Origin of the sequence: Planktothricoides raciborskii GIHE-MW2 (assembly GCF_040564635.1) — a bacterium.
In the GTDB taxonomy this organism is placed as follows: Bacteria; Cyanobacteriota; Cyanobacteriia; order Cyanobacteriales; family Laspinemataceae; genus Planktothricoides; species Planktothricoides raciborskii.
In genome coordinates this window covers 2,041,429-2,062,879 of the sequence record NZ_CP159837.1, presented here as the reverse complement: position 1 = coordinate 2,062,879, position 21,451 = coordinate 2,041,429, and the positions used below count along the sequence as shown (strand labels likewise).

Genomic DNA, 21,451 nt, shown 5'->3' with positions numbered 1-21,451 from the left:
GAGCAAAAATCAGTCAAAGCTATGCTATAATAAGTATTAATATTAAAATAAGATCCAAGCAATTTTCAAATCTAGCAATATATGTCAACAGTGAAAGTAGCCGCCGAGTTATCCTTCGAGGAATTACTCAATGCGATCGAACAGTTAAGTTTACCTGAATTGGAACAATTTGTCTCGCGGGCGATCGCGGTACAGTCCCAAAAAAAAGCGCCAAGGCTGTCCAAAAATGAAGCTGAACTATTACTACAAATTAATCAAGGTTTACCTCCTGACATTCAACAACGCTATCAAGACTTAATTGTCAAACGGCGCAGCGAGACTCTGACCAGTGATGAATATAGCGAATTATTGCGCCTTACCGACACGGTAGAATCTCTAGAAGCAAAAAGAGTAGAATCTCTGGCGGAATTAGCAATTCATCGGAAAATTTCCATAACTGCTTTGATGGAACAATTAGGGATAAAAACGCAAGATTATGCCTAAGCAACAAGTTACAGTTCAACAAAAACAGGCAGTTATAGAACGCGCTAAAGGTTGCTGTGAATATTGTCGCAGTCAAGCCCGTTTTGCTACCCAAGGATTTTCCGTGGAACATATCCAACCAACGAGTAAAGAAGGTCAAAGTACATTAGATAACTTGGCTTTAGCTTGCCAAGGTTGTAATAATCACAAATATAATAAAACAGAAGCGCTAGATCCTGTTACAGGAAAAATATTTCCCTTGTTTAATCCCAGAGAGCAACGATGGTTAGATCACTTTGCCTGGAATGAAGATTATACTTTAATTTTGGGTTTAACAGCCACCGGACGCAGCACCGTTGAATCTCTACGTTTAAATCGAGAAGGTTTAGTAAATTTGCGACGTATCTTATATAAAATGGGCGAACATCCTCCATCAGAGTCCAAATGATTATAGAAACTAAATATTTTTCCAGCAAATGTTTGTTTTCTTTTCCTAGAACTACCCCCGAATTCGCGGGGGTAGTGTCTAAAATTTCAAAATTGGCTAAACCCGCACATTTAGCACTTTCTTCACTTCCGTTAAAAACGCCAAAGAATTAAAGTCAACTCCAGGGGACATTTGGGGAAAAATAGACAAAGCGCCCACTGACTCTTCCCCAATTAAATTATCATAAGGGTCTAACTTGATGCACATATTCTGATTTTTCTCAAAGCGGGAAAAGTGAAAAAGAGTCAGGTATTGCAAAATATCATTTTTCAGCGGACTTTGATAAATTAAATCCTGGCGGATATTTTGGTCATCCAATACTCCCGGATAGAACTTGCCTAGTAAAGTGGAATAAGACATTACCCCATTATAAAAGCGATCGTCTGCATCTTTGCCCTTCACGGAAATGCCATTAAACAAGTTAAAAAATACCACCGCTTGCTGTTGGGGGTCTTGGGATAAGCGGGTCAGTTCAGCAGTCTCTTGCACATACAAAGATTGCTGCTGCTTCATGTCTTTCACTTTTCGCACATAATACTTATTGAAAAATACCGGATATATTTTGATATCCCCATGATTTTTCCCCAAAGCATTAATGATACTAGGAGACATAAAATACAGTCCCTCATCTTGTTCGGTCTTAGTAATATGCAGGGTACTCGTATGAGGGGCTTGGGCAATATATAAAAAGTGCCGGTATCCTTGGCGATATAAATTGCTCACCGTATCAATTAAAATTGGCGGTTCACCATACAAATCTTTCAGAGAATAATTCTCAGAAAAAGTCAGCAGAGGAGTGAGAACAATAATGTCATTTGGTGTTCGTTGTACGGTGATGACTTCTCCGATTACATTCGCCTTGCGACTTTGGCGGTTTCTGTTATCGTACTTAGCGTCGCTTTCCCGACTAGAAACTACGATAATGGCTAATTTATCTAGAGTTGGCGGGGCTGAATTTTGGCTAAAGCGAAACTTTTTGGGCAATACCGAGTACAAGGAGGCTAAACCATTATTAATAGTAAATTTACTCAGATTATTAATCCGAAAACCTTGAGAATTAGAGCGATATTTTTCCCGCAACAAGTGAGATAAGCTTTTAGACAAATGGGCGATAAACTTTTCCGCGTGGAATGGATTGTTTTGGTTTCCTAGGTGCAGACGAATTTGGGGAATAAATAAGTTATTGGGCGCATTTTCTAGCAATATATCGAAGCAGATATAAGACAACAATGTCCAAACAAATCGATAAGTAAATCCCTGGCTTTCGGTTAATGGTTTCTCTTTCTGATCTGCCTTTGCCGGTCCTAAAATATCTTTATTGTAAGCAAAGACTACCAAAGAATTGGGAAATCCTGGATGACGATATGCTTCGCGACATTTAGTATCACTAGGTGTCCAGAGTACCGGCAGAACTTTGATCCCGGAAATCTGATATTTCCAGGTAAACTCTTCCCGGCTTTCAGCGGTAAAATAACGGATATCCTCTATTTTAATCGTCCCCGGAATTTGACAAAGGGCTTCTGGGTCTACCTTTGCTTCCCCAACGGAAATATATCTCAGGCATTTTTTGGGATTAATGATGTCTTCATTAAAAAAGACTCCGTTTGGCATACTGTCAGTGTCCGAGAGGATGCCTTTTCTGACAGTAATTTGAATGGGATAAGTGCCTGTGGGTAAAATTGTCTGTTGTTTCAGACCGTTTTTTAGCAATTCTCCCAAGCGTTTAATTTTTTCCCGGAAATTGAATTCCTTGAATCCTTTAACCATGCCATAAAATAGAGTCTTTTTTTGCTCCTCGTTATTCCCTTGGAGAATAGGCAAAACTCTGGTTTGAAAGATTTCTAGGGCTGGGTATTCTAGTTCGGAGTTAGGGTCATAGTTAGGGTCTAGGGGGTTGCAGCGAGAGGCAAAGATGAAATAGTATAGTAAAACCCGTCGTAACACTTTTTCGGCAAAAGATTTAGCTTTTTCGGGGTTAGCCAGATTTTCTTTATGTTCGAGATTATCGGGATCGATTAGATTCAGATGATAGTCAAAAGATGGTTGACCACCGTAGGCTTGAACTGCGCCATTAAGTTTCATTTTGAAACCACAGATAAACTGAGTTTCTCCTTTATTTGTATCGGTGTATTCGCCTAAGTTTCCGGCAACAATGGGAATAATAGGCAGGGGGTCAAAAGCTTCGGCGCGGGAAAAAACATCCCTGTAGTTAATGGTGTAGCCAGCATAGCTGACTTCATAATCAGCGTTGGTTTTACTGGTATCGTTGATATATTGTTCAAGTAACTTCAGACGCCGAATTAAATCTTGCAAATAAATTCGCCCTACGGAGTCTGCGGTTTGAATGTGATATAATAGATGCTCTAAATAGACGATTTTGGCGTATTTTTTCAGTTTACCGAGGGTTTCGGTGTCCACAATTCTTTGCAGTTCTTGAAAATCTGATAATTCATCCTCTATTTCGTCTTGGAGATTGTCATAAAGGTCTTGTTGTTTTTCTTCACTGTCTACCTCAGTGAGAATATAGTTTTCGATGCCTTGTTTGAGTTGGTCTTGAACTTGGTTGATGTTGTGAACGTTGATGGTGAGTTTGTGGAATTTTAATGCAGAATCACCGCCCGGACGGTTGGTTTCTATCCGCAGTTGTTGGGTTTGCTGGTTGGGATATGGTTTGGCAAAATCTTGCCATAAGGTTAAAGGTTGTTTGTCTTTTTCGTCTTTTTTTGGCAACTCTGATAAGCTATTCAGGATTAAGCGATCGCGCAATTCCTGGATAGTTTCTGACGGTGAAATCGCCCCGGCTAACTGTTGCTGTAATAAAAAACGAATTTGCTGAATTTTATCAGGAAATTGTTCCTCAAAACCTCTGGCAAAATTAACGGTAGCACTACGCACTCCTTGAGTAGAAATCAGGGGATTTTCCACCCCAGAAGTAGTAGCTAAAGCCTTGGCCAAAGGGTCAATCTGGATCACTAAACGTTGACGATCGCTGGATAATTGAAACAGAGGATAATCGGGCAATTTTCTCAGGATTTGTTGCAGAAAACTGCTATAATTAACCGGGGCTAAATTATTACTACTTTGTGTGAGGTCATTAACCATAGTAATCACTCAAATCAGGGCTGGCAAGATACCTCCCAGGGGAGGTTATCTTAGAATAAGATACTATTTGGGAGCAAATAAGTCAACTTATCTTCGTGTTCTCTGTGTCTCTGTGGTAAAAAATTTCTAAACTGCCGATTTTTTCAGTTGTTGTTGCAAATCTTCCCGCAGGCGATCGCACACCGAATCATGGTCTAACTGACTTAAAATTTCCTGAATTACTGTACTCGGCCCCATTTGTCCCCAAGTGCAACCTTGTTCTAAATAAACTTGTGCTGCTTGTCCCACTTTATAAGTACCAAACCCGGCCATAGTTGCCTGGGCGATCGCTGCCCCCGCATAAGCAGTAATCCCAGAACCATCACCCATTCCGCCACCAATTGCCGCGCCAGTTTTACTCAAACCTAAAAATACCCCACTCAGCAATTCACTTAATAATAAACCGCCGCTACTAAACAGAATTTGCTTTAACAAATTCCCGGCTTCATAACTGGTCATGGGCAAACCATATAACCGGGCTAAAGAACGAATCAACAATAAATCTGCCACAGAACCGCCCAACAAATCAATAATCGGAATCGGATTTAAAGCTACTGCCAAAGCTTTATATTGAGAAAACTTTTGAATTAAATTTTCTGCTTGTTCCGTTCTGGCGGCTAAGGCAATTTTAGCCATTTTTGACTCTGCATCTCGCACTTGAGTTAAGGCATTCAAAGCAATCAGCGATCGCCCTTCTTTCTGGACAATGCTAAAAATTTTCTGTTTCAATTCTTCAACTTGTGGCCCTGGAGTTTCTAACTCATAACTCACCCGACCATCGGGCCATTCTACCCGCACTTGTAACGGCGCAGGTTCGGCGGAAACCATGACAATATCATTGGCCGAAAGTAAACGATTCACCCCACGACTTCCCCCCAAAGATAACAACTGTTGATAAATCGCTTCTCGGTCTTGGTCGGGATATAAATCAATCTTGTTAAACACCAAAATCATGGGCTTTCCTGCTTGCCGTAAATCGCACAAAGCATCATATTCAGTTCGGGTAATATCCCCAGCGACCACAAATAAAATTAAATCCGCTTGTTGGGCCACATCTCGCGCCATCTGCGATCGGGCTTGCCCTTCCACCTCATCCAAACCAGGGGTATCGATTAACTCAATAATTATTTTTTGATCCCCATCATTATTCTTTTTTAAGGAAGGGTTCGCGATCGGGATCTCATCAAGTTTCCACTGTAGCGATCGCGGCCATTGAGTCACCCCATGAATTGGCCCCGTTGTCAAAAGTTTCTGACCTAACAACGCATTTAATAACGCTGATTTTCCTCGACTGACTAAACCAAAAGCAGCGATACGAAGAATTTCTTGGTCTAACTTTTCTAAACTTGCTTTTAAGCCATCTAACTGGGCTTGCATTGCCGCTTGATGTTCAATTTCCGTAAACGGTTGCGGGTGGCGACGAATATAAGAATACCAAGAAAGCGATCGACGAATCGTCGCCCGCGCACTATTCAAATGACGACTTTGAGAATTCGATCCAATAGACACAGAATTTCACCTTTTTTTTAGGTTAAAGATTTTTATCGACCTTATCATAACGCAAACATGGCGCAATTTTTCTCTGTCCTTGGTGGGGGTTCAGAAACCGGGTTTCTGTCGTGAATATCAAAAGTTATCTGTTTTCAGCATAAAAGAAACCCGGTTTCTAAGTCCTCGCAGATAACCGAGAAACCGGGTTTCTGTGGTGAAAATAACGGTTATCGGTGGGTGACATAAAAGAAACCCGGTTTCTTCTCTTTGTGTCCTTTGTGTCTTTGTGGTGAAATTATCTCTAATTGGCAGCGGATATTGGCAGCGGATAAAAGAATTATCTTATGCAGAAAATAGTCAACCCATCCGCTGCCAACCACTATCCAAAAATAAAATAGCCCACCCTACAATATAAATACTGTTACACTTATATAGAGAAAAAAAAGAGAGTCAAACAAAATGACAGCGATCCAATCAATCACAACGGCAACAACATCCCTTTATGAACAAGATTTTTATCTGTGGTTACAGACGAATATCAAATTATTAAAAGAGGGAAATTTTGCCGAAATCGATTTAGACAACTTACTTGAGGAATTAGAAAGCATGGGGAAAAACGATAAAAATGCTTTAAAAAGTAATCTGCGGATACTTATCATGCAATTACTCAAGTATAAATATCAGCATAAAAAACTAACAAATAGTTGGAATTACACCATTCGAGAACATCGTATTCGCCTCGAAGATACTTTCAAAACCAGTCCGAGTTTATATCGGTTTTTTGAAGAGATTTTTAATGAATCTTATCAAGATGCGAGAGAACTGGCCGCCGATGAAACGGGTTTATCCATCCAGATATTTCCCCCAGAGTCTCCCTTTACTAGAGAAGAAGTGCTTAACCCTGACTTTTTACCGGCTGATAATGAGCCTAAAAATAATGAGTAGGGACACGATATATCGTATCCCTACGCTAAACCCAGGGAAATATAAAAGGTTCAAATGAGTTGGTTTTTGTACCTCAATCCAACCTAGATTCTCAATTTATAGATAACTATCTGGATCGTTTCCTCGATGATGATTGTGAAGCTAAAATGCTAAAACCTTTTCTCCATTCACACTGGAAAGTTTTAGTTATTAAATTTTTTAAGCAAATGACTTTAATATTAGAATTATGACATGAACCCGCTTTATTTTGTATATTAGTAATTTCACATCCTATATCCTTTAACTCATCAGAAAATGAAATTTCTCCCACATAATCTCCATCAGCAACTACATTATTATTCTCTTCTACATATTGATCCAGTTCCCAACATACAATTTGATCGGTCACTACTAATGGATGGTTAAATAACTCATCGGTTGAAAATGTATATTTATATTCCAAGCCTTTAAGTTCTTCTTTTAATTCATCATCATTAAATTCTGCTGCTAAACTGTCAATTCCTTGACCGGAAAAATTTAAAGGTCTTAACCAAAACTTAGAGTAGGGAGAATGAGCAGGAACAAAATGAGCTAATAGTGTATATAATGCACCTACTCCATGTTCTTCTCCGACACTAGGAACAAAAAACTTTTTACCTTTTAAAACTTCAACATCTAAAATATAAAAATTATCTCTTTGACGGATTAATTTTTTTGCGTCATTAAATTGTTTGACTTGAACGTCGATTTTGGCTTCACTAATTTTATTTCTTAGGCTTTGTATCAACTCGCTGAAAACCTTGCTTTCATTCCAAGCTTGATCTAAAAATTTTTTGATATTTTCTAAAAATTGTTCACTTTTTAGAGTTTTAATTGATGATTCACTTAAGGAATTTCGGTCGGTGACTAGCGGGAAGCTACCATTAATCATAAATACATAATGTGTCATAGCTTTACTATCACTTAAAACCCGATAATCCTGCAATAAACTATGACTAAAAATTTCATTATAAGGACATATTTTTAGTCCTTCAGAACAAACAAACGTTCCTCTTTGTGAACTAAACCCAATACCAGACCTCTTTTTTCCTTGACGATCTAATTCTTCATAGTGGTCTAAAGCTCTTCGGTTTCCATCAATAGCGAACACCAGAGAATACATAGTTCCGCTAAATTTAAACACCTGAGCTTTACGATAATAAAATCTACCTGACCTGAGTTGCTTTATTTCGGCTGGCGTTTTCCAGATATAATCTTCCATACCGGGAAGAAATTTCGGTTTGTCAATGTATGGATATCCAGGAGGGATCTCTTCTAATTGTTCTTTATTGCAATTCCAAATAAAAAGTTGGCATTTATCATTATATGTAGGAGATGATTTTTTAAAATGTTCAGCTTCTTGCTCACTAAATCCTGTTCTCTCAGAATCTAAAATTCTGACATCCCCATGTCTAGTAGAAAATCTAATATAACTTTTTATATAGGGATAGTCTTTATCTGTACCGTAATAGCTGGAAAAGTTATCTACTTCTAAACCTATTACAATAATTATGGTTCCGGTTTTTAAATTTGATTTAAAATATGTCTCATCTAAATGTTGAATAATAGCAACTGTTCGAGCATCTGGTTGAGGTAGTAGTTTTCTTAATGTTAACCAAGGTTTTGTATCGTCTTGATCTGTAATGTTGTGCTGTTCAGAATCTAAAGTATCTTTTGGATTATCTATAATTACAGAACGCCAGCAAGATTCATTGTCCTCTTGGCATCGGGTAATAAGTGCAAATTTTCGTGAAGCAAAGCAAAGTTTTGATCCTTGACATTTGTAGCCTATAGATTTCCCAAGAGTTTTGGTTGAAAGACCTATTGAGAAGAAAGCATCCATTGGCGTTACTCCATTAACTTCTTCTTCAGAGCTTATCCCAGTCCCATTATCAATAAAGATAAACCCATCATATTGAAGTAAAGGATATATTTCAATAACAGATGCTAAAGCATCATAAGAGTTGGAAATTAGTTCGCGAATTACTTCACAGGGATCTTTTCTGTTAACAGATAATTCACGCAAAATATGTTTGTAACTAACACGGCAAGAAATTATACGATTATTTTCTGCCATACTAAATAACCTCACATTTTTATTTATTACTTGAGTAAATATTTTAGCATGAATCAGTATATTTGTCAAGGCTGGCAAATCAAAAATAAATAAGTCAGAAGTTTAGATACATTGTTGATGCTCAAAGACTGGTCTGAAGAAAGCCGTTATCAAAAACTTAATAGAAAAAATATCGATATTTACTATTTAATTTTATTGTTGTTGATTAGCCACATTATTTGATAGCAAAAAAATGTTTATTTTTTTATAAAATTTTACAAGAGGAAGCACCGACAAGCTAAAATGATATCAAAAATAACTACAACATTTCCCGAAAAAGGCAATTATGAAATCAGAGTATGACTTTTCCAAAGCAGAAGAAGGTAAATTTTACCATCCTGATGCTAAACTTCATTATCCCATTTATCTCGATCCCGATGTCGAGCAGTTTGTGACAAAAATTGCTGAACAGAAAAAGATTGAGGTGCAAGTTTTAGTCAATGAATGGCTGAGAAATAACATTAAACTCATTCAAAGTATTGAGTAGTAATTTTTTTTCATGTCGATTGGGTTGAGCCGAGCGAAACCCAACGCGATACCTGATTTTTGTTGCGCTGTTGGCTGTGCGTGCAGCATCCGACAATTGACGCGGCTCGTCAAGTAGCCATAACCAAACATGAGTATCGAGTAAAATCATTCATTCTCCCAAAGCGTCCCTTCAGGCATTGGTTCATCAAAATCGGCGGCAATTTTGATTGGCATTCCTCGCAGGGGATAATTTTTCCCCGTTGCATCAGGAAGCGAATAGGGAACAATCCGAGCAACTGGTAAACCGTTGCGAGTAATAATAACTTCAGACTGGTTAACAGCTATTTCATCAACAATTGCTGTTAGGGTGATATCGGGTTCCTCTAGGTTTAGATATTTCATAATTTTACCGGAATAAAATAATTTTATATATCGATTGAACTGGCGATCGCTCAATAATATTATATACTGATATACAATATTATACAACAACCATATTTACCAAACAGCGATCGCCAATCAAAAAAATTACATTTATCGATCTGGTTTCTTAGTTAACGCTGGGTGAGTCTGCCTTAATTATAACAGAAACCCGGTTGATTTCACCGATATATGCATAAATCATAAAATCTGTTAGACTTATATATAGAAAAGAAAGGGAGTCAAACAAAATGACAGCTATCCAATCAATCACAACGGCAACAACATCCCTTTATGAACAGGATTTTTATCTGTGGTTACAGACAAATATCAACTTATTAAAAGAGGGAAATTTTGCCGAAATCGATTTAGAAAACTTACTTGAGGAATTGGAAAGTATGGGTAGAAGCGATAAAAATGCTTTAAAAAGTAATCTGCGGATACTTCTCATGCACTTACTCAAGTATAAATATCAGCATGAAAAACTAACAAATAGTTGGAATTACACCATTCGAGAACATCGTATTCGCCTCGAAGATACCTTCAAAACCAGTCCGAGTTTATATCGGTTTTTTGAAGATATTTTTAATGAATCCTATCAAGATGCGAGAGAACTAGCCGCCGCTGAAACTGGTTTATCCATCCAGATATTTCCTCCAGAGTCTCCCTTTACTAAAGAAGAAGTGCTTAACCCTGAATTTTTACCGGCTGATAATGAGCCTGCCGAAAATGGCGAAAATAAGGAGTAATGACATATAAAAGAAACCGGGTTTATTATCAAAATTTTTGGTGTCAAACTAGATATCTATGCAAAAACCCGGTTTCTATTCCCCTAGACACAATATATCGTCTCCCTTGAGGTTTTTTAATTACAATTCCCCCTGAGAAATCCAGGCACCCCAAAAATAGGGATGAGATAATAATTTATAATCGGGGTTATTGTCCATAAACTCCTGGGAAAGCATTCTTTTATCCTTAAACTCACCCAAAATATCGCGATCGCCCGTTAAGTTTAACTCTTGTAACTTGTGAATGGTGAGATTGCGGATATAATTTTGGGCTTTAACCAGAGATTCTCGCTTGCCTAAACCCTGCTGAACGTGATTTAAAAATTCATCCATTAATAACAGCGATACACGGGTAGGAACTGACCACAAACTCATAATTAAAGCCTTACATCCCGCTACCGCAAAAGCCCGCCGTAACCCGAAAACACCCTCCCCTGATTGCACATCTCCTAAGCCGGTTTGACAAGCAATTAAAATGGTTAATTCATTTTCCCATAAATCAATGCCCGCGATATCCTGAGCTAATAGTCTGCCTTTGCCTGCTTCGAGGGGTAATGACTGCCCTTTTCGCCAAGTATTTGCCCCCGCAAAGGCTAAATAACCCCGAATCATGGCATTATTACCAGGTGCAACGGCAAAGCGATTAAAAGGGTTTTCTATAGGATTGGGTGCGCGGGATATTTTATATTCTTCTGACACTTTTTCGGCAAAGTTTCTTAACCATTGGGCGTGGTCTTGTTTCCCTTGTTTGACAAAAGTTTCGGCTTGTGTTTCCATCACTAGCAGCAGTTGGGGATTGACTAAATCCCGATTTTGTGATATCTGATTGTTAGCTTCTTCTTCTGATGGACAGTTGAGCAATTGATAGGTTAATTTAAAATAGGGATCTTCTGCTTCATAATCTCCATGAGTCGCGATTAATAAAAAGCGCGGACAGGAGGTTTGAGAAAACAGGGTTTCGAGAGCTTTATCGCCTAAATATAAGTTGGGAATGTTTAATTTTTTGGCGATGGTTTGGGCTAGGGGTTCTGTTTCGGGAAGGGGATCAAATCCCTCGGCAGATAGGCTTTTTAAAACGGGTTTGGTGCTGTGATAAACTCCCGATTTCGTTAAACCTTCCGTTGGAGATTTCGTTAAACTAGGAGGATTGGGATAGTCAAAATTAGGATTGGCAATAATTAAGGATTCCGAAGCTTTACGGTCTGTCTCCAGTTTCCATCTTAAGACATCTCGCCCACTACTGAGATAACTGATTTGATACTTATCTCTTAATAATTGTTGGCCGGTTTCATCGACGGGCAAAACTCCAAAGGGAATTAGGCTTAATTCGGAATCGGGAGCTATCAGAATGTTTTGATAATTTTGTAGGATATAAACGAGAGGACTAAAGATTTTTTCGCGTAATGCGTTGGGTTCTTGGGGATGATATTCATAAGGGTTTAATTGGGTTTGACTTCCTTTTTTCGCGCCTCCTCTTGCCATTGTGGATGGTGGATTTTCTAAGGATAAAACTTTTCGCACTTTTTCAATTAAATTATCAATCGGTTGCGCTGGTCCTAATGGAATCATCTGCACCGCATCGGGTTTTTGGGCAGGTAAAATAAACGCCCAATATTCGGCAGATTGCCACTTTTCACCTTTGGGGGCTGTAAAATTATAGCGATCAAACCGCACATATTCTACTAATACCGTATTAGGGGGTAATTCTAAGGCAACGGCGCGGCGATCGAGGGTTTGATGGTCGAGTCGAATTTCGGGAACTTCGGCGGAAAGCTGCTTTTCTAACTGTTGACATTGTTGTTCTAATTCGGCAATATCTTTTTGATAGTTTCGCAAACGAATGCGATAAAGTTCTATGGGTTGTTCCGGTTCGGGAAGGGGTGGGTTATATCGACGGTGATAAAGTTGTTGTTGCTTTGACTGGAGATCATTAAATAGGGGTTTGAGGTGAGCATAGCGTTGACTATGGATGGCAAAATTAAAGGCGGCTAACGCGGCTGCGGTGAGAGATTTACGGTTGAGAACGACATCTAAGGCTTTTTGGACTTGTTCGGGAGAGTCGGAGAAATATTGAGAAACTAAGGAGAGGAAAGCATCAAAACTTGGTCGATTATTTTTAATTGATTGCAGTCGTTCTTGTTCTGAACTAAAAGCAAAATTACGACGGATCAAGCGAGTCTCCATTTCAATGGCTTCTTGCATTTTATCAAATGCTTCTTGGGGCTGGTTTGTAGCAATTAAGAGTAATGCCAAGTTATTCAGACTGCCTGCCACATCAGGATGGTCGCTAGAAAATAGGCGTTTTCTCATCTCTAACGCCTGTTTGTGCAGAGGTTCAGCATCCGCGTAGCGTCCTTGGGTTCTGTAAAGTTCTGCCAAGTTATTCAGACTGGTTCCTACATAGGGATGGTCGCCATTAAATAGGCGTTTTGTCATCTCTAACGCCTGTTTGTAGAGAGGTTCAGCTTCCGCGTAGCGTCCTTGGGAGTAGTAAAGTTCTGCCAAGTTATTCAGACTGATTGCCACATCAGGATGGTCGCCATTAAATAGGCGTTTTCTCATCTGTAATGCCTGTTTGTAGAGAGGTTCAGCTTCAGAATAGCGTCCTTGGGACTTGTAGAGGAATGCCAAGTTATTTAGACTGTCTGCTAGATAAGAATGCTGGCCTTTAAAGAGACGTTTTCTCATCTCTAAAGCCTGTTTGTAGAGAGGTTCAGCTTCTGTGTAGCGTCCTTGAGAATCATAGAGTGCTGCCAAGTTATTCAGACTGAGTGCCACATCAGCATGATCGCCTTGAAATAGGCGTTTTGTCATCTCTAATGCCTGTATGCAGAGAGGTTCAGCTTCGGCGTAGCGTGCTTGGGATTTGTAGAGATATGCCAAGTTATTCAGACTGATTGCCACATCAGGATGGTCGCCATTAAATAGGCGTTTTGTCATCTCTAATGCCTGCTTGTAAAGAGGTTCAGCTTCGGCGTAGCGTCCTTGGGATTTGTAGAGATATGCCAAGTTATTCAGACTGGTTGCCACATAGGGATGGTCGCCATTAAATAGGCGTTTTGTCATCTCTAATGCCTGTTTGTAGAGAGGTTCAGCCTTAGAGTAGTGTCCTTGGGAATGGTAGATTTCTGCCAAGTTATTCAGACTGGTTGCCACATTAGGATGGTCGCCTGTAAATAGGCGTTTTCTCATCTCTAATGCCTGTTTGTGGAGAGGTTCAGCCTCAGAGTAGCGTCCTTGGGATTTGTAGAGTGTTGCCAAGTTATTCAGACTTTGTGCCACATCAGGATGATCGCCATTAAATAGGCGTTTTCTCATCTGTAATGCCTGTTTGTAGAGAGGTTCAGCTTCAGAGTCGCGTGCTTGGGAGTGGTAGAGATATGCCAAGTTATTCAGACTTTGTGCCACATCAGGATGATCGCCATTAAATAGGCGTTTTCTCATTGTTAATGCATGTAGACAGAGAGGTTCAGCTTCCGCGTAGCGTGCTTGGGAGTTGTAGAGTGCTGCCAAGTTATTCAGACTGGTTGCTACATTAGGATGGTCGCCTGTAAATAGGCGTTTTGTCATCTCTAATGCCTGTTTGTAGAGAGGTTCAGCTTCCGTGTAGCGTCCCTGGGAGTTGTAGAGTTCTCCCAAGTTATTCAAACTGGTTGCCACATCAGGATGGTCGCCTGGGTGAAGGGATTTCGCTAAAGTTAATGCTTGTTTAGCAATGACTATGGCTTCATTGAAATTACCCTGATGATAAAGCTGATTAACTTGTTGATTAAGCGCCAACCACTCCATTTCTTGCGAAAAGGTATTCCAACCCTGACTTAAACCTTTAGCCAATTGATTAAAAAAATCCATTTCCCTTTTCCTTAATTATTGATTAAAACGGGGTTTATTCGAGAAACCGGGTTTCGACCTAGATACTTAGTTGAGAATCTTAGATTTTTCAGAGAAACCCGGTTTCTTTGCGTAAAAAATTAAGCATTAACAACCAAATATTCCGTATATAATACCTCAGCGTTAGGTTGACCATTCACATAGTCCAACAGTCCGGCTAAATGGTCTTGATTCACTTCTAACGCTTCCTTGCGACTATCTTCCAACCACTGAAAATGCGGTAATTCAGGAGTAATCACTGCAACCAGTTGTTCCCATCCTAGCTCATCGGAGCCAAAATATTGATACTCGGAGTCGGGATGGGGTAACACCGTCTCTTTCCCTGCATGGTAGGATGACGGGGCAAATTCCGAGGGACATAAACAAACGATCGTGCCGTTAGGTTCCCGTTCAAATAATATTAAATGTCCCGTTTTCGGAGAATCAACCCGATAAATTAAATTACTTTTAAACGGAATTTCTTGGCGTTGGCGGTTCGGTCTTGCACCCATATTCGACAGGGCGGGTATTTCCACCGTTAAGCCGGTTGTTGTATTAACTTTTTCCTTTAATTCCTGCCAACATTGTTCAGTATCCGGCGGTTCCGGGCCAGGTCCAATTAAACCCTGTTCTTTTGCCCATTCTTTAAACATTACCTCGCGCAACCAGTAGCGGCAATTTTTCCAGCGATCCGCACCTTTACTGGGTTGACATCCCATTTCTTCCAGCTTGTCACAAATTGCGGCTAAGGTTTGCCGGAAAATTTGACCGGCATCTTGGGATTCATCATCAATTAGATGTTTTTTATAATCCTGGGCTAGTTTTTGATGAAGACAGCCATCATTATCTTTAATAAAGCGATTACGAAAAACTAATTCTTTTTTTCCCGAAAATTTAAAGCGATTAATCATGGCATCGATAAAATCGCCTTCATACTCATCATACAATTGCTGTAACGTTTTCATAATTTTCAACTCCTTGTGATGATTTATAGCCTTTGTAGGGACGAAGCATTCGGGTTAGCCAATTTGGGATTATAACAAATGATTTACCTGCCCGAATGCAACGCCGCCCTGACCTGATTCGGGTCAGCCAATTTGGGATTATAACAAATGATTTACCTGCCCGAATGCAACGCCGCCCTGACCTGATTCGGGTCAGCCAATTTGGGATGATAAATCCCGAATATGGGCGAAGCATTTGCGGCGTTGATTGGCCGGTTTTTCCCACAGATATTGGCGCAAATGCAACGCCCCTACAAGAATATTGGCCGGTTTTTCCCACAGATATTGGCGCAAATGCAACGCCGCCCTGACCTCATTCGGGTCAGCCAATTTGGGATGATAAATCCCGAATATGGGCGAAGCATTTGCGGCGTTGATTGGCCGGTTTTTCCCACAGATATTGGCGCAAATGCTTCGCCCATTAATTTATTTATAGCAACAAACTTACCAAAAAACCAGCATTGTTTACAAAAAAAGACAAAAATCGACATCGACAATTTCATCTAAAAATCGACACACGATTGGCGGGATTTTATGATTTTAATGTTAGGGTATTAAATATCAGGGCGATTGGATACCTATCACTATTAAAAAATAAACCGGAGAATTTATGAAATTATTATGGTGGTGTGCCGGGGTTGATGCTGAATTACTGCAAAATTGCCGATCCCAGAAAGAACAGCATAAATATGACGCGATCGGGCTGGCAATTCTCCTAACCACAGCCTGTGCGATTTTGTCAGGAGGTTATGCCTTTTATACCATCTTCAAAAACCCGATTCATGCTCTGCTTTTAGGGGTATTTTGGGGATTATTTGTTTTCAATATGGATCGCTTAATTATCATCACTACCCATAAAGAAGACAAATTTAGCTGGCAACAATTAGGCATGGCCATCACGCGGATTATTGTGGCGGTTTTAATTGCCGTGGTTGTGGCAAAACCCCTAGAGTTAAAAATCTTTGAAAAGCCCATTTTAGCTGAACTTGCCCAAGAAAATGCTCAGATAGCCCTGGCAGTACAACAACAAATCAATCAAGGAATGCCAGAAATTGCTGAATTAAAAGCAGCGAATCAAAAATTAGAGCAAGATTTGTCAGACAAAGAGAAAAACCGAGATTTATTGTGCGATCGAGCTATGAAAGAAGCTGAAGGAATCAGTGGCACTGGCAAAGAAGGAAAAGGCCCAGTGTATGAAGAAAAACAACTCCTGTGTCAACAACAGGGGAGAGAATTAGAAACATTAAAAGCCAAAACTGAACCGATTTTAGTGCAAAACCGGCAACGGATTATGCAACTGCAAGCCCAAAAAGATCAGGAGGTAAAAACTGTCACCACCGCCAGAAAACAAGCTGATGACATTATGACTCAGTTAAATACTTTGGAGAAAATCGCCCAAAAAAATCCGGCGATCGCCCATGCAAGTCACGCGATTTCCTGGTTGTTCATTGTAGTGGATACTGCCCCAATATTTGCTAAATTAATCGCCAAACGCGGCTCCTACGATGCGATGTTACAACAAAAGGAGTATGAACAAATTCAGAGAGCAGATGAAGATCGGAAGTATTTTCCTATCCAACTCAAAAACGATCAGGAAAAAGAGAGAAAATTTTACGATGATACCCTGGGAGAAGCCTATAAGAGTGAGCCAATGAAAAAAGTCCAAGAAGAACTTATTGAGGAAATTACCAATCGAACGAGAAAAAAATATATCCCCAGAAAAAAAGTCAGTCCCTTTCCTTTTTTTTTCACCAGCTAGACTGGGATGTTTCCGATCTGCTCAAAAGAACTACAGAACAAGTAGAACACCTTAGAGCTAAAAGTATCCGGTTTCAGAATAAAGTTGGTTTATTTGTCAATTATGCAACTGAAACCATCAAGGACTATATCAATAAAATTCTAATTTGACCAAAAAACAAAAACCCGGTTTGGTGAAGACAAAAACGGGATTCACCAAACCGGGTTTTTCACAAAAATCGATATTGCTCGACAGACAAATCGAGCGTCGTCAAATAAACTGTAAATATCAAGGTTGATTCGAGGCTCAATAAATGTCTAATATTGAAAAAAGAAAACCTATGGAATTAGTGCGACAAACCCAAGAGCTAGAAGTAGTCGCTGCTCCAATTGTTCACCTGACAAATCAGGCTCAATCTGCTATTGATAATGTCATGGCAAAACGGGAAGGATTTTTACAGCGATTTTTTCCTGATGCTGCTACCCGTGAGGTCATTCGGGGAGAATTAGCCCTAGTTAAAGATGAGTTTGAGTTTCGTAAACGTGCCCTAGAAAAAGTGCGGGAAACCCAAATCCAATCGCTTACCGAACATTGCAACCAATACTTAGTCCGAGAAAAGGCTGCAATTCGCAGTGAAACCGCTGCCTTTTTACTAGATAAAAAAATGGAGCTAGAAAAGAAAATTAATTATCTCTTTGAGGAGTTTATCGCCCGAATGGAAGTGCAAATGGCTCAAGCTGAATTAATTGCTAACCCCACCTTAAAGCGGGTGCGACAAAACCAGCTAGAAAAATCCGTTGAAGATTTTGGCGATTTACAAAATCGCTTGGTCGATCAATTCCAACGCATCGTTTCTGAAGGTGTCTAGAATAGCAGAAACCCGGCTTCTTGAAGAAACCGGGTTTTTTGTGTAAGTAGGGGCTTTCGCAAGAGCGCAGAAAATTTATCGGTTTATCCCAGATATTTATTCGCTCTTGCTTCGCCCTATTCCTGATATAATCATCCCAGAAATAAGGGCGAAGCATTCGGGTCAAAAATGTTCTGTTTAAATCGATAAATTGTCGCCCGAATGCTTCGCCCCTACCCGGATATAATCATCATCCCAGAGATAAGGGCGATCGCATTCTGGTCAAAAATCTTCGGTTATAGTCGATAAATTGTCGCCCGAATGCTTCGCCCCTACCCATCACCATATTTTTACAATACAATAAACTCATTAATGAGGTATATATCATGCAACTACTCGAAGCTAACAAAACCCAAAAACGCACTTACACCCCGGAAGAATACCTCGCCCTAGAGGAAACCGCAGAATATAAAAGCGAATATCACGATGGAGAAATTATACCCATGACTGGCGGCACCACCAACCACAACCAAATCACTCTCAATGTTTGCCGTAAATTCCCATATACGATTAAAGAACAAAAATATCGAGTATTTGCGGCAGACGTTCGTCTCTGGATACCAGCCACGAGACGCTATGTTTATCCTGATGTAATGGTAATCCAAGGAAAACCTATTTACCAAGGAAAAAATACCACGACTGTCACTAACCCGACCATCATCGTCGAAGTTTTATCAAAATCAACAGAAGGTTATGATAAAACCGATAAATTTCGCTTTTATCGCTCCATTTCCACGTTCCAAGAGTATATTTTAATTGACCAAAATTGTTATCATATAGAAATCTATTCAAAAACTGGGGAAAAACAATGGCAGTTTACTGAATATGACTCAGAACAAGATGTCATATCCCTGGCTTCCGTTGAGTTTCAATTTACTTTAAGCGAACTTTACGAACAAGTAGATTTTTCGGAAATTGAAGATACGGAAATTGAAGATACGGAAATTGAAGACTAACTTAACCGACCCAGAAAAAAACCTCGGTTTCTTGAAAAAACCGGGGTTTTTACTTTCTTGAAAAAACCGGGTTTTTTACATTAATCCCAAATTTCTGCTAAACTTAAAGTAAAATTTGGCAACACATCTTCCCCAGATAATGTTAAAGGAAACTCTAAGACTTCCACCGCTTGATTTGGCCGATAAATTTCGACAATTTTATTTTTTGGTTCAATTAACCAACCCAAACGTAAGCCATTTTCTAAATATTCCTGCATTTTTTCTTGGGTTTTGGAAAGGCGATCGCTTTCCGAAACTAATTCAACGGCAAAATCAGGACATAAAGGTAATAATTTTTTCCGCTGTTCGGGGGTTAATGCTTCCCACCGTTCCATTCTAATCCAACTGGCATCAGGAGAACGATTAGCCCCATTGGGTAAAACAAAACCCGTAGAAGAATCAAAAGCTTTACCGAGGGGTTTTTGGCGATTCCATAACCAAATCTGTCCGGTTAAATCAAAATTTCGATTTCCCGTTTCTCCTCCGGTTGGTGGCATAATAATTAACTCTCCTTTTGCGGTTAATTCTAATCGGACATCCTGATTAATTTGCGCTAATTCGGCAAATTGTTCTTGACTCATTTTCCATGTTTGGGGTAAATTTAACGTTAAATTCATAGTTTTATTACTGGGAAAATTTAATAATTTTGGTGGGGTGGGTGGGCGGTGGGCATTGCCCACCCTACATAGATTAAGCCTGAGTATTAACAGGGATTTTGGCATTGACTGATGACATCAGACGATCGCTTGCTTTTTGGACAAAAGATTGTAGAAAAGCCATCCGCTGATTTTGCTCAAAAACCTGCTTAATAGTTTGGCTTAATTGTGCCAATTTATCCCCAGAAGATAAATCGCTAGTTAGTTCTTGGGCTTGGAAATATTCCAACAAACTTAAACCAGCTAACCGAGTTAAATAAGCCGCACTAATTCCCTGTACCGCACCACCCGCCACAAAAGTGATCGCGTTACTTTTCAGAATTGAGGTAATGGCTTGGGTAGAAAGTTCTACTAACCCTAATTTAACCATTTGTTCCGCTAGAGTACGAGCGATCGCTTGTCCTTGTTCCAGGGAAAATTTCTGTTGATAAATTTTGCCCAAATCTACCACTAATTGCCCGGTCACAGCCCCCGTAGAAAGCAAGTCCAAAGCGGGGACGGGGTTAGCAAAAGCCGCAGCCGCAGCCACCCATTGAGATTGTTCAATCATGGGCATCGCCCGATCGCGTCTGACCTGGTTCAGCAAAGTTTTTATCTCTGCTTTTAAGCCATTGGCAGCCCGCAAGGTACTAGCAAAAACCAAAGCTGATTTTTCCGTGGCTAAAATATGACTAAGGCGATCGCACAACCCAGTAATATTCGCCATTGGTTGTTCCATTTTTTCTTGCACCGAACCATCCGCTTGATATTGTCGCACCTTCACCGGCGCCGGAGCCGCGCAAACCCCCACCACATCATCCTTATTTAAAATGCCTTCTAAGCAATTACGAACTTGTTGTAAAATCGTCGCTTTTTGAGTTTCTAGATATTGGTCTTGTTTGTTCACCACCACCAAAATCCGCACATTAGCTATAGCCAATTGCTGTAAATGATTCAGTTCAGAACTGGTTAAATCCCCAGTCGTGACAAAAATTACCAAATCTTCTAGAGTCAGGTTCGGTTTAACCTGTCGATCGCTGTCAGTTTTGCTAAATAAAGCCTCGGTTTCCGTGAAAGTTAATTTTCCAAACTGCTGACTACTTGCTTGCAAAAGCTGCATCAACTTAGTTTTGCCCACCGCTTTGCCACCTGTCACCAACAACCGCAACTCTTGGCGATCCAATTGGGCCGATAGCTGTTCTTGTTGGGAGCGGAGTTCACCGATCGCCTCACAATTTTCTGCCTCCGTTGCCAACTGAGCGATCGCCTCTTTCACCCCAGCAATAGCCTTGGACAAGGTTTCTCGATCCACAGGGGCGGAAACCTTAGCCGGTAGAGGCGATCGCTGTTTATACCACCACAAACCAGTCCCCAGGGCGATCGCGCCCAACACCCCAACTTCTCCCACCCCTTCCAGGGAATGCGAAAAACTATCAAACAGCCACAAACCCAAAGATAGGCTAACTCCGCCCCATAAAATAGGCCGCTGTAACTTCATAGTCACCACCCACTATAAGAATTTTGTTTAAATGATGTTGACACAGAAGAGTCAAACCGAGTCCAATAATTCCCTCTAAATTTTGACTCTTGCGTCAACTCTATTCTAATGCTCAGAGCTACAGACATAAAACAACAGAGAGCATCTCCATTCTGTCATCAGGCTGGGCGAAGCAACAGCGGCGCAAACGGCCATCTCCACGGAAAAACTATCTGCCAGAATGGTTCGCCCCTAAACAAAACCAAACCCTGCAACCAATTTTGGTCACAGGGTTTTGCGATAATTTGCTGGCAGGAAGCGGATTTGAACCTATCATCCTGATTTAATTTAGATCCTCATAGGCTAAGGCCGATCGGGTTTTTTATCAATAATCGCCGTAATATCATCTCACTCAAATTTCACTCACTGCGGTGGTACTAACAAAATTGCCCAATAAAGCTAGGGCTACCATTTTCTAGCACAGAACTC

The 21,451-nt window shown here is 40.1% G+C and carries 17 protein-coding genes; 9 read left to right on the top strand and 8 right to left on the bottom strand.

Annotation, left to right across the window (positions count from 1 at the left end):
- Window positions 1–81 precede the first annotated feature (81 nt).
- Both ABWT76_RS08665 and ABWT76_RS08660 read left to right on the top strand, forming a co-directional pair.
- The gene (locus tag ABWT76_RS08665; RefSeq protein WP_054464604.1) at window positions 82–483 is read left to right on the top strand and encodes a hypothetical protein; all 402 of its coding nucleotides are present in this window, start codon (window positions 82–84) and stop codon (window positions 481–483) included.
- Window positions 476–910 carry an HNH endonuclease gene (locus ABWT76_RS08660; RefSeq protein WP_054464603.1) on the top strand — a complete coding sequence of 145 codons (435 nt, stop codon included), beginning with the start codon at window positions 476–478 and terminating at the stop codon, window positions 908–910. The genes ABWT76_RS08665 and ABWT76_RS08660 overlap by 8 nt, the downstream gene beginning before the upstream one ends.
- Before the next feature lie 96 nt (window positions 911–1,006).
- On the opposite strand, the gene ABWT76_RS08655 is transcribed toward ABWT76_RS08660, so the two are convergent.
- Window positions 1,007–4,051, bottom strand: coding sequence for a hypothetical protein (locus tag ABWT76_RS08655; RefSeq protein ID WP_354635958.1), 3,045 nt, complete (start codon window positions 4,049–4,051; stop codon window positions 1,007–1,009).
- A 126-nt stretch (window positions 4,052–4,177) separates the two neighbouring features.
- Window positions 4,178–5,593, bottom strand: a complete 1,416-nt coding sequence (locus ABWT76_RS08650) for a GTP-binding protein (RefSeq protein WP_054464707.1) — start codon at window positions 5,591–5,593, stop codon at window positions 4,178–4,180.
- Window positions 5,594–6,040: 447 nt separating this feature from the next.
- On the opposite strand from ABWT76_RS08650, the gene ABWT76_RS08645 reads away from it, so the two are divergent.
- Window positions 6,041–6,526, top strand: a complete 486-nt coding sequence (locus tag ABWT76_RS08645; RefSeq protein ID WP_054464602.1) for a DUF29 domain-containing protein — start codon at window positions 6,041–6,043, stop codon at window positions 6,524–6,526.
- A gap of 106 nt (window positions 6,527–6,632) precedes the next feature.
- Here ABWT76_RS08645 and ABWT76_RS08640 read toward each other — a convergent pair whose 3' ends face one another.
- Window positions 6,633–8,690, bottom strand: a complete 2,058-nt coding sequence (locus ABWT76_RS08640) for an ATP-binding protein (RefSeq protein WP_197285202.1) — start codon at window positions 8,688–8,690, stop codon at window positions 6,633–6,635.
- Window positions 8,691–8,946: 256 nt separating this feature from the next.
- Here ABWT76_RS08640 and ABWT76_RS08635 point away from each other — a divergent pair, with 256 nt between their 5' ends.
- Window positions 8,947–9,147 carry a hypothetical protein gene (locus ABWT76_RS08635; RefSeq protein ID WP_054464601.1) on the top strand — a complete coding sequence of 67 codons (201 nt, stop codon included), beginning with the start codon at window positions 8,947–8,949 and terminating at the stop codon, window positions 9,145–9,147.
- A gap of 146 nt (window positions 9,148–9,293) precedes the next feature.
- Here ABWT76_RS08635 and ABWT76_RS08630 read toward each other — a convergent pair whose 3' ends face one another.
- Window positions 9,294–9,530, bottom strand: a complete 237-nt coding sequence (locus ABWT76_RS08630) for a type II toxin-antitoxin system Phd/YefM family antitoxin (RefSeq protein WP_054464600.1) — start codon at window positions 9,528–9,530, stop codon at window positions 9,294–9,296.
- Between the two features lie 269 nt (window positions 9,531–9,799).
- On the opposite strand from ABWT76_RS08630, the gene ABWT76_RS08625 reads away from it, so the two are divergent.
- Window positions 9,800–10,297 carry a DUF29 domain-containing protein gene (locus ABWT76_RS08625; RefSeq protein ID WP_354635957.1) on the top strand — a complete coding sequence of 166 codons (498 nt, stop codon included), beginning with the start codon at window positions 9,800–9,802 and terminating at the stop codon, window positions 10,295–10,297.
- Between the two features lie 120 nt (window positions 10,298–10,417).
- On the opposite strand, the gene ABWT76_RS08620 is transcribed toward ABWT76_RS08625, so the two are convergent.
- Window positions 10,418–14,188, bottom strand: a complete 3,771-nt coding sequence (locus ABWT76_RS08620) for a CHAT domain-containing tetratricopeptide repeat protein (protein WP_354635956.1) — start codon at window positions 14,186–14,188, stop codon at window positions 10,418–10,420.
- Window positions 14,189–14,307: 119 nt separating this feature from the next.
- On the bottom strand, window positions 14,308–15,171 hold the full coding sequence (locus tag ABWT76_RS08615) for a DUF4384 domain-containing protein (RefSeq protein ID WP_354635955.1): 864 nt from the start codon (window positions 15,169–15,171) through the stop codon (window positions 14,308–14,310).
- 95 nt (window positions 15,172–15,266) lie between these two features.
- Here ABWT76_RS08615 and ABWT76_RS08610 point away from each other — a divergent pair, with 95 nt between their 5' ends.
- The 4 genes from ABWT76_RS08610 to ABWT76_RS08595 all read left to right on the top strand — a co-directional run bounded on the left by ABWT76_RS08610 (window position 15,267) and on the right by ABWT76_RS08595 (window position 18,811).
- Window positions 15,267–15,521, top strand: coding sequence for a hypothetical protein (locus ABWT76_RS08610; protein ID WP_354635954.1), 255 nt, complete (start codon window positions 15,267–15,269; stop codon window positions 15,519–15,521).
- A gap of 299 nt (window positions 15,522–15,820) precedes the next feature.
- Complete coding sequence (locus ABWT76_RS08605) at window positions 15,821–16,969, top strand: DUF4407 domain-containing protein (protein WP_354635953.1); 1,149 nt, start codon at window positions 15,821–15,823, stop codon at window positions 16,967–16,969.
- A 292-nt stretch (window positions 16,970–17,261) separates the two neighbouring features.
- Window positions 17,262–17,816 carry a hypothetical protein gene (locus ABWT76_RS08600; protein ID WP_354635952.1) on the top strand — a complete coding sequence of 185 codons (555 nt, stop codon included), beginning with the start codon at window positions 17,262–17,264 and terminating at the stop codon, window positions 17,814–17,816.
- Window positions 17,817–18,181: 365 nt separating this feature from the next.
- On the top strand, window positions 18,182–18,811 hold the full coding sequence (locus ABWT76_RS08595; RefSeq protein WP_354635951.1) for a Uma2 family endonuclease: 630 nt from the start codon (window positions 18,182–18,184) through the stop codon (window positions 18,809–18,811).
- Window positions 18,812–18,891: 80 nt separating this feature from the next.
- Here ABWT76_RS08595 and ABWT76_RS08590 read toward each other — a convergent pair whose 3' ends face one another.
- Window positions 18,892–19,467, bottom strand: coding sequence for a Uma2 family endonuclease (locus ABWT76_RS08590; RefSeq protein ID WP_190876967.1), 576 nt, complete (start codon window positions 19,465–19,467; stop codon window positions 18,892–18,894).
- Between the two features lie 73 nt (window positions 19,468–19,540).
- On the bottom strand, window positions 19,541–20,983 hold the full coding sequence (locus tag ABWT76_RS08585; protein WP_354635950.1) for a DUF697 domain-containing protein: 1,443 nt from the start codon (window positions 20,981–20,983) through the stop codon (window positions 19,541–19,543).
- Window positions 20,984–21,451: the final 468 nt, after the last annotated feature.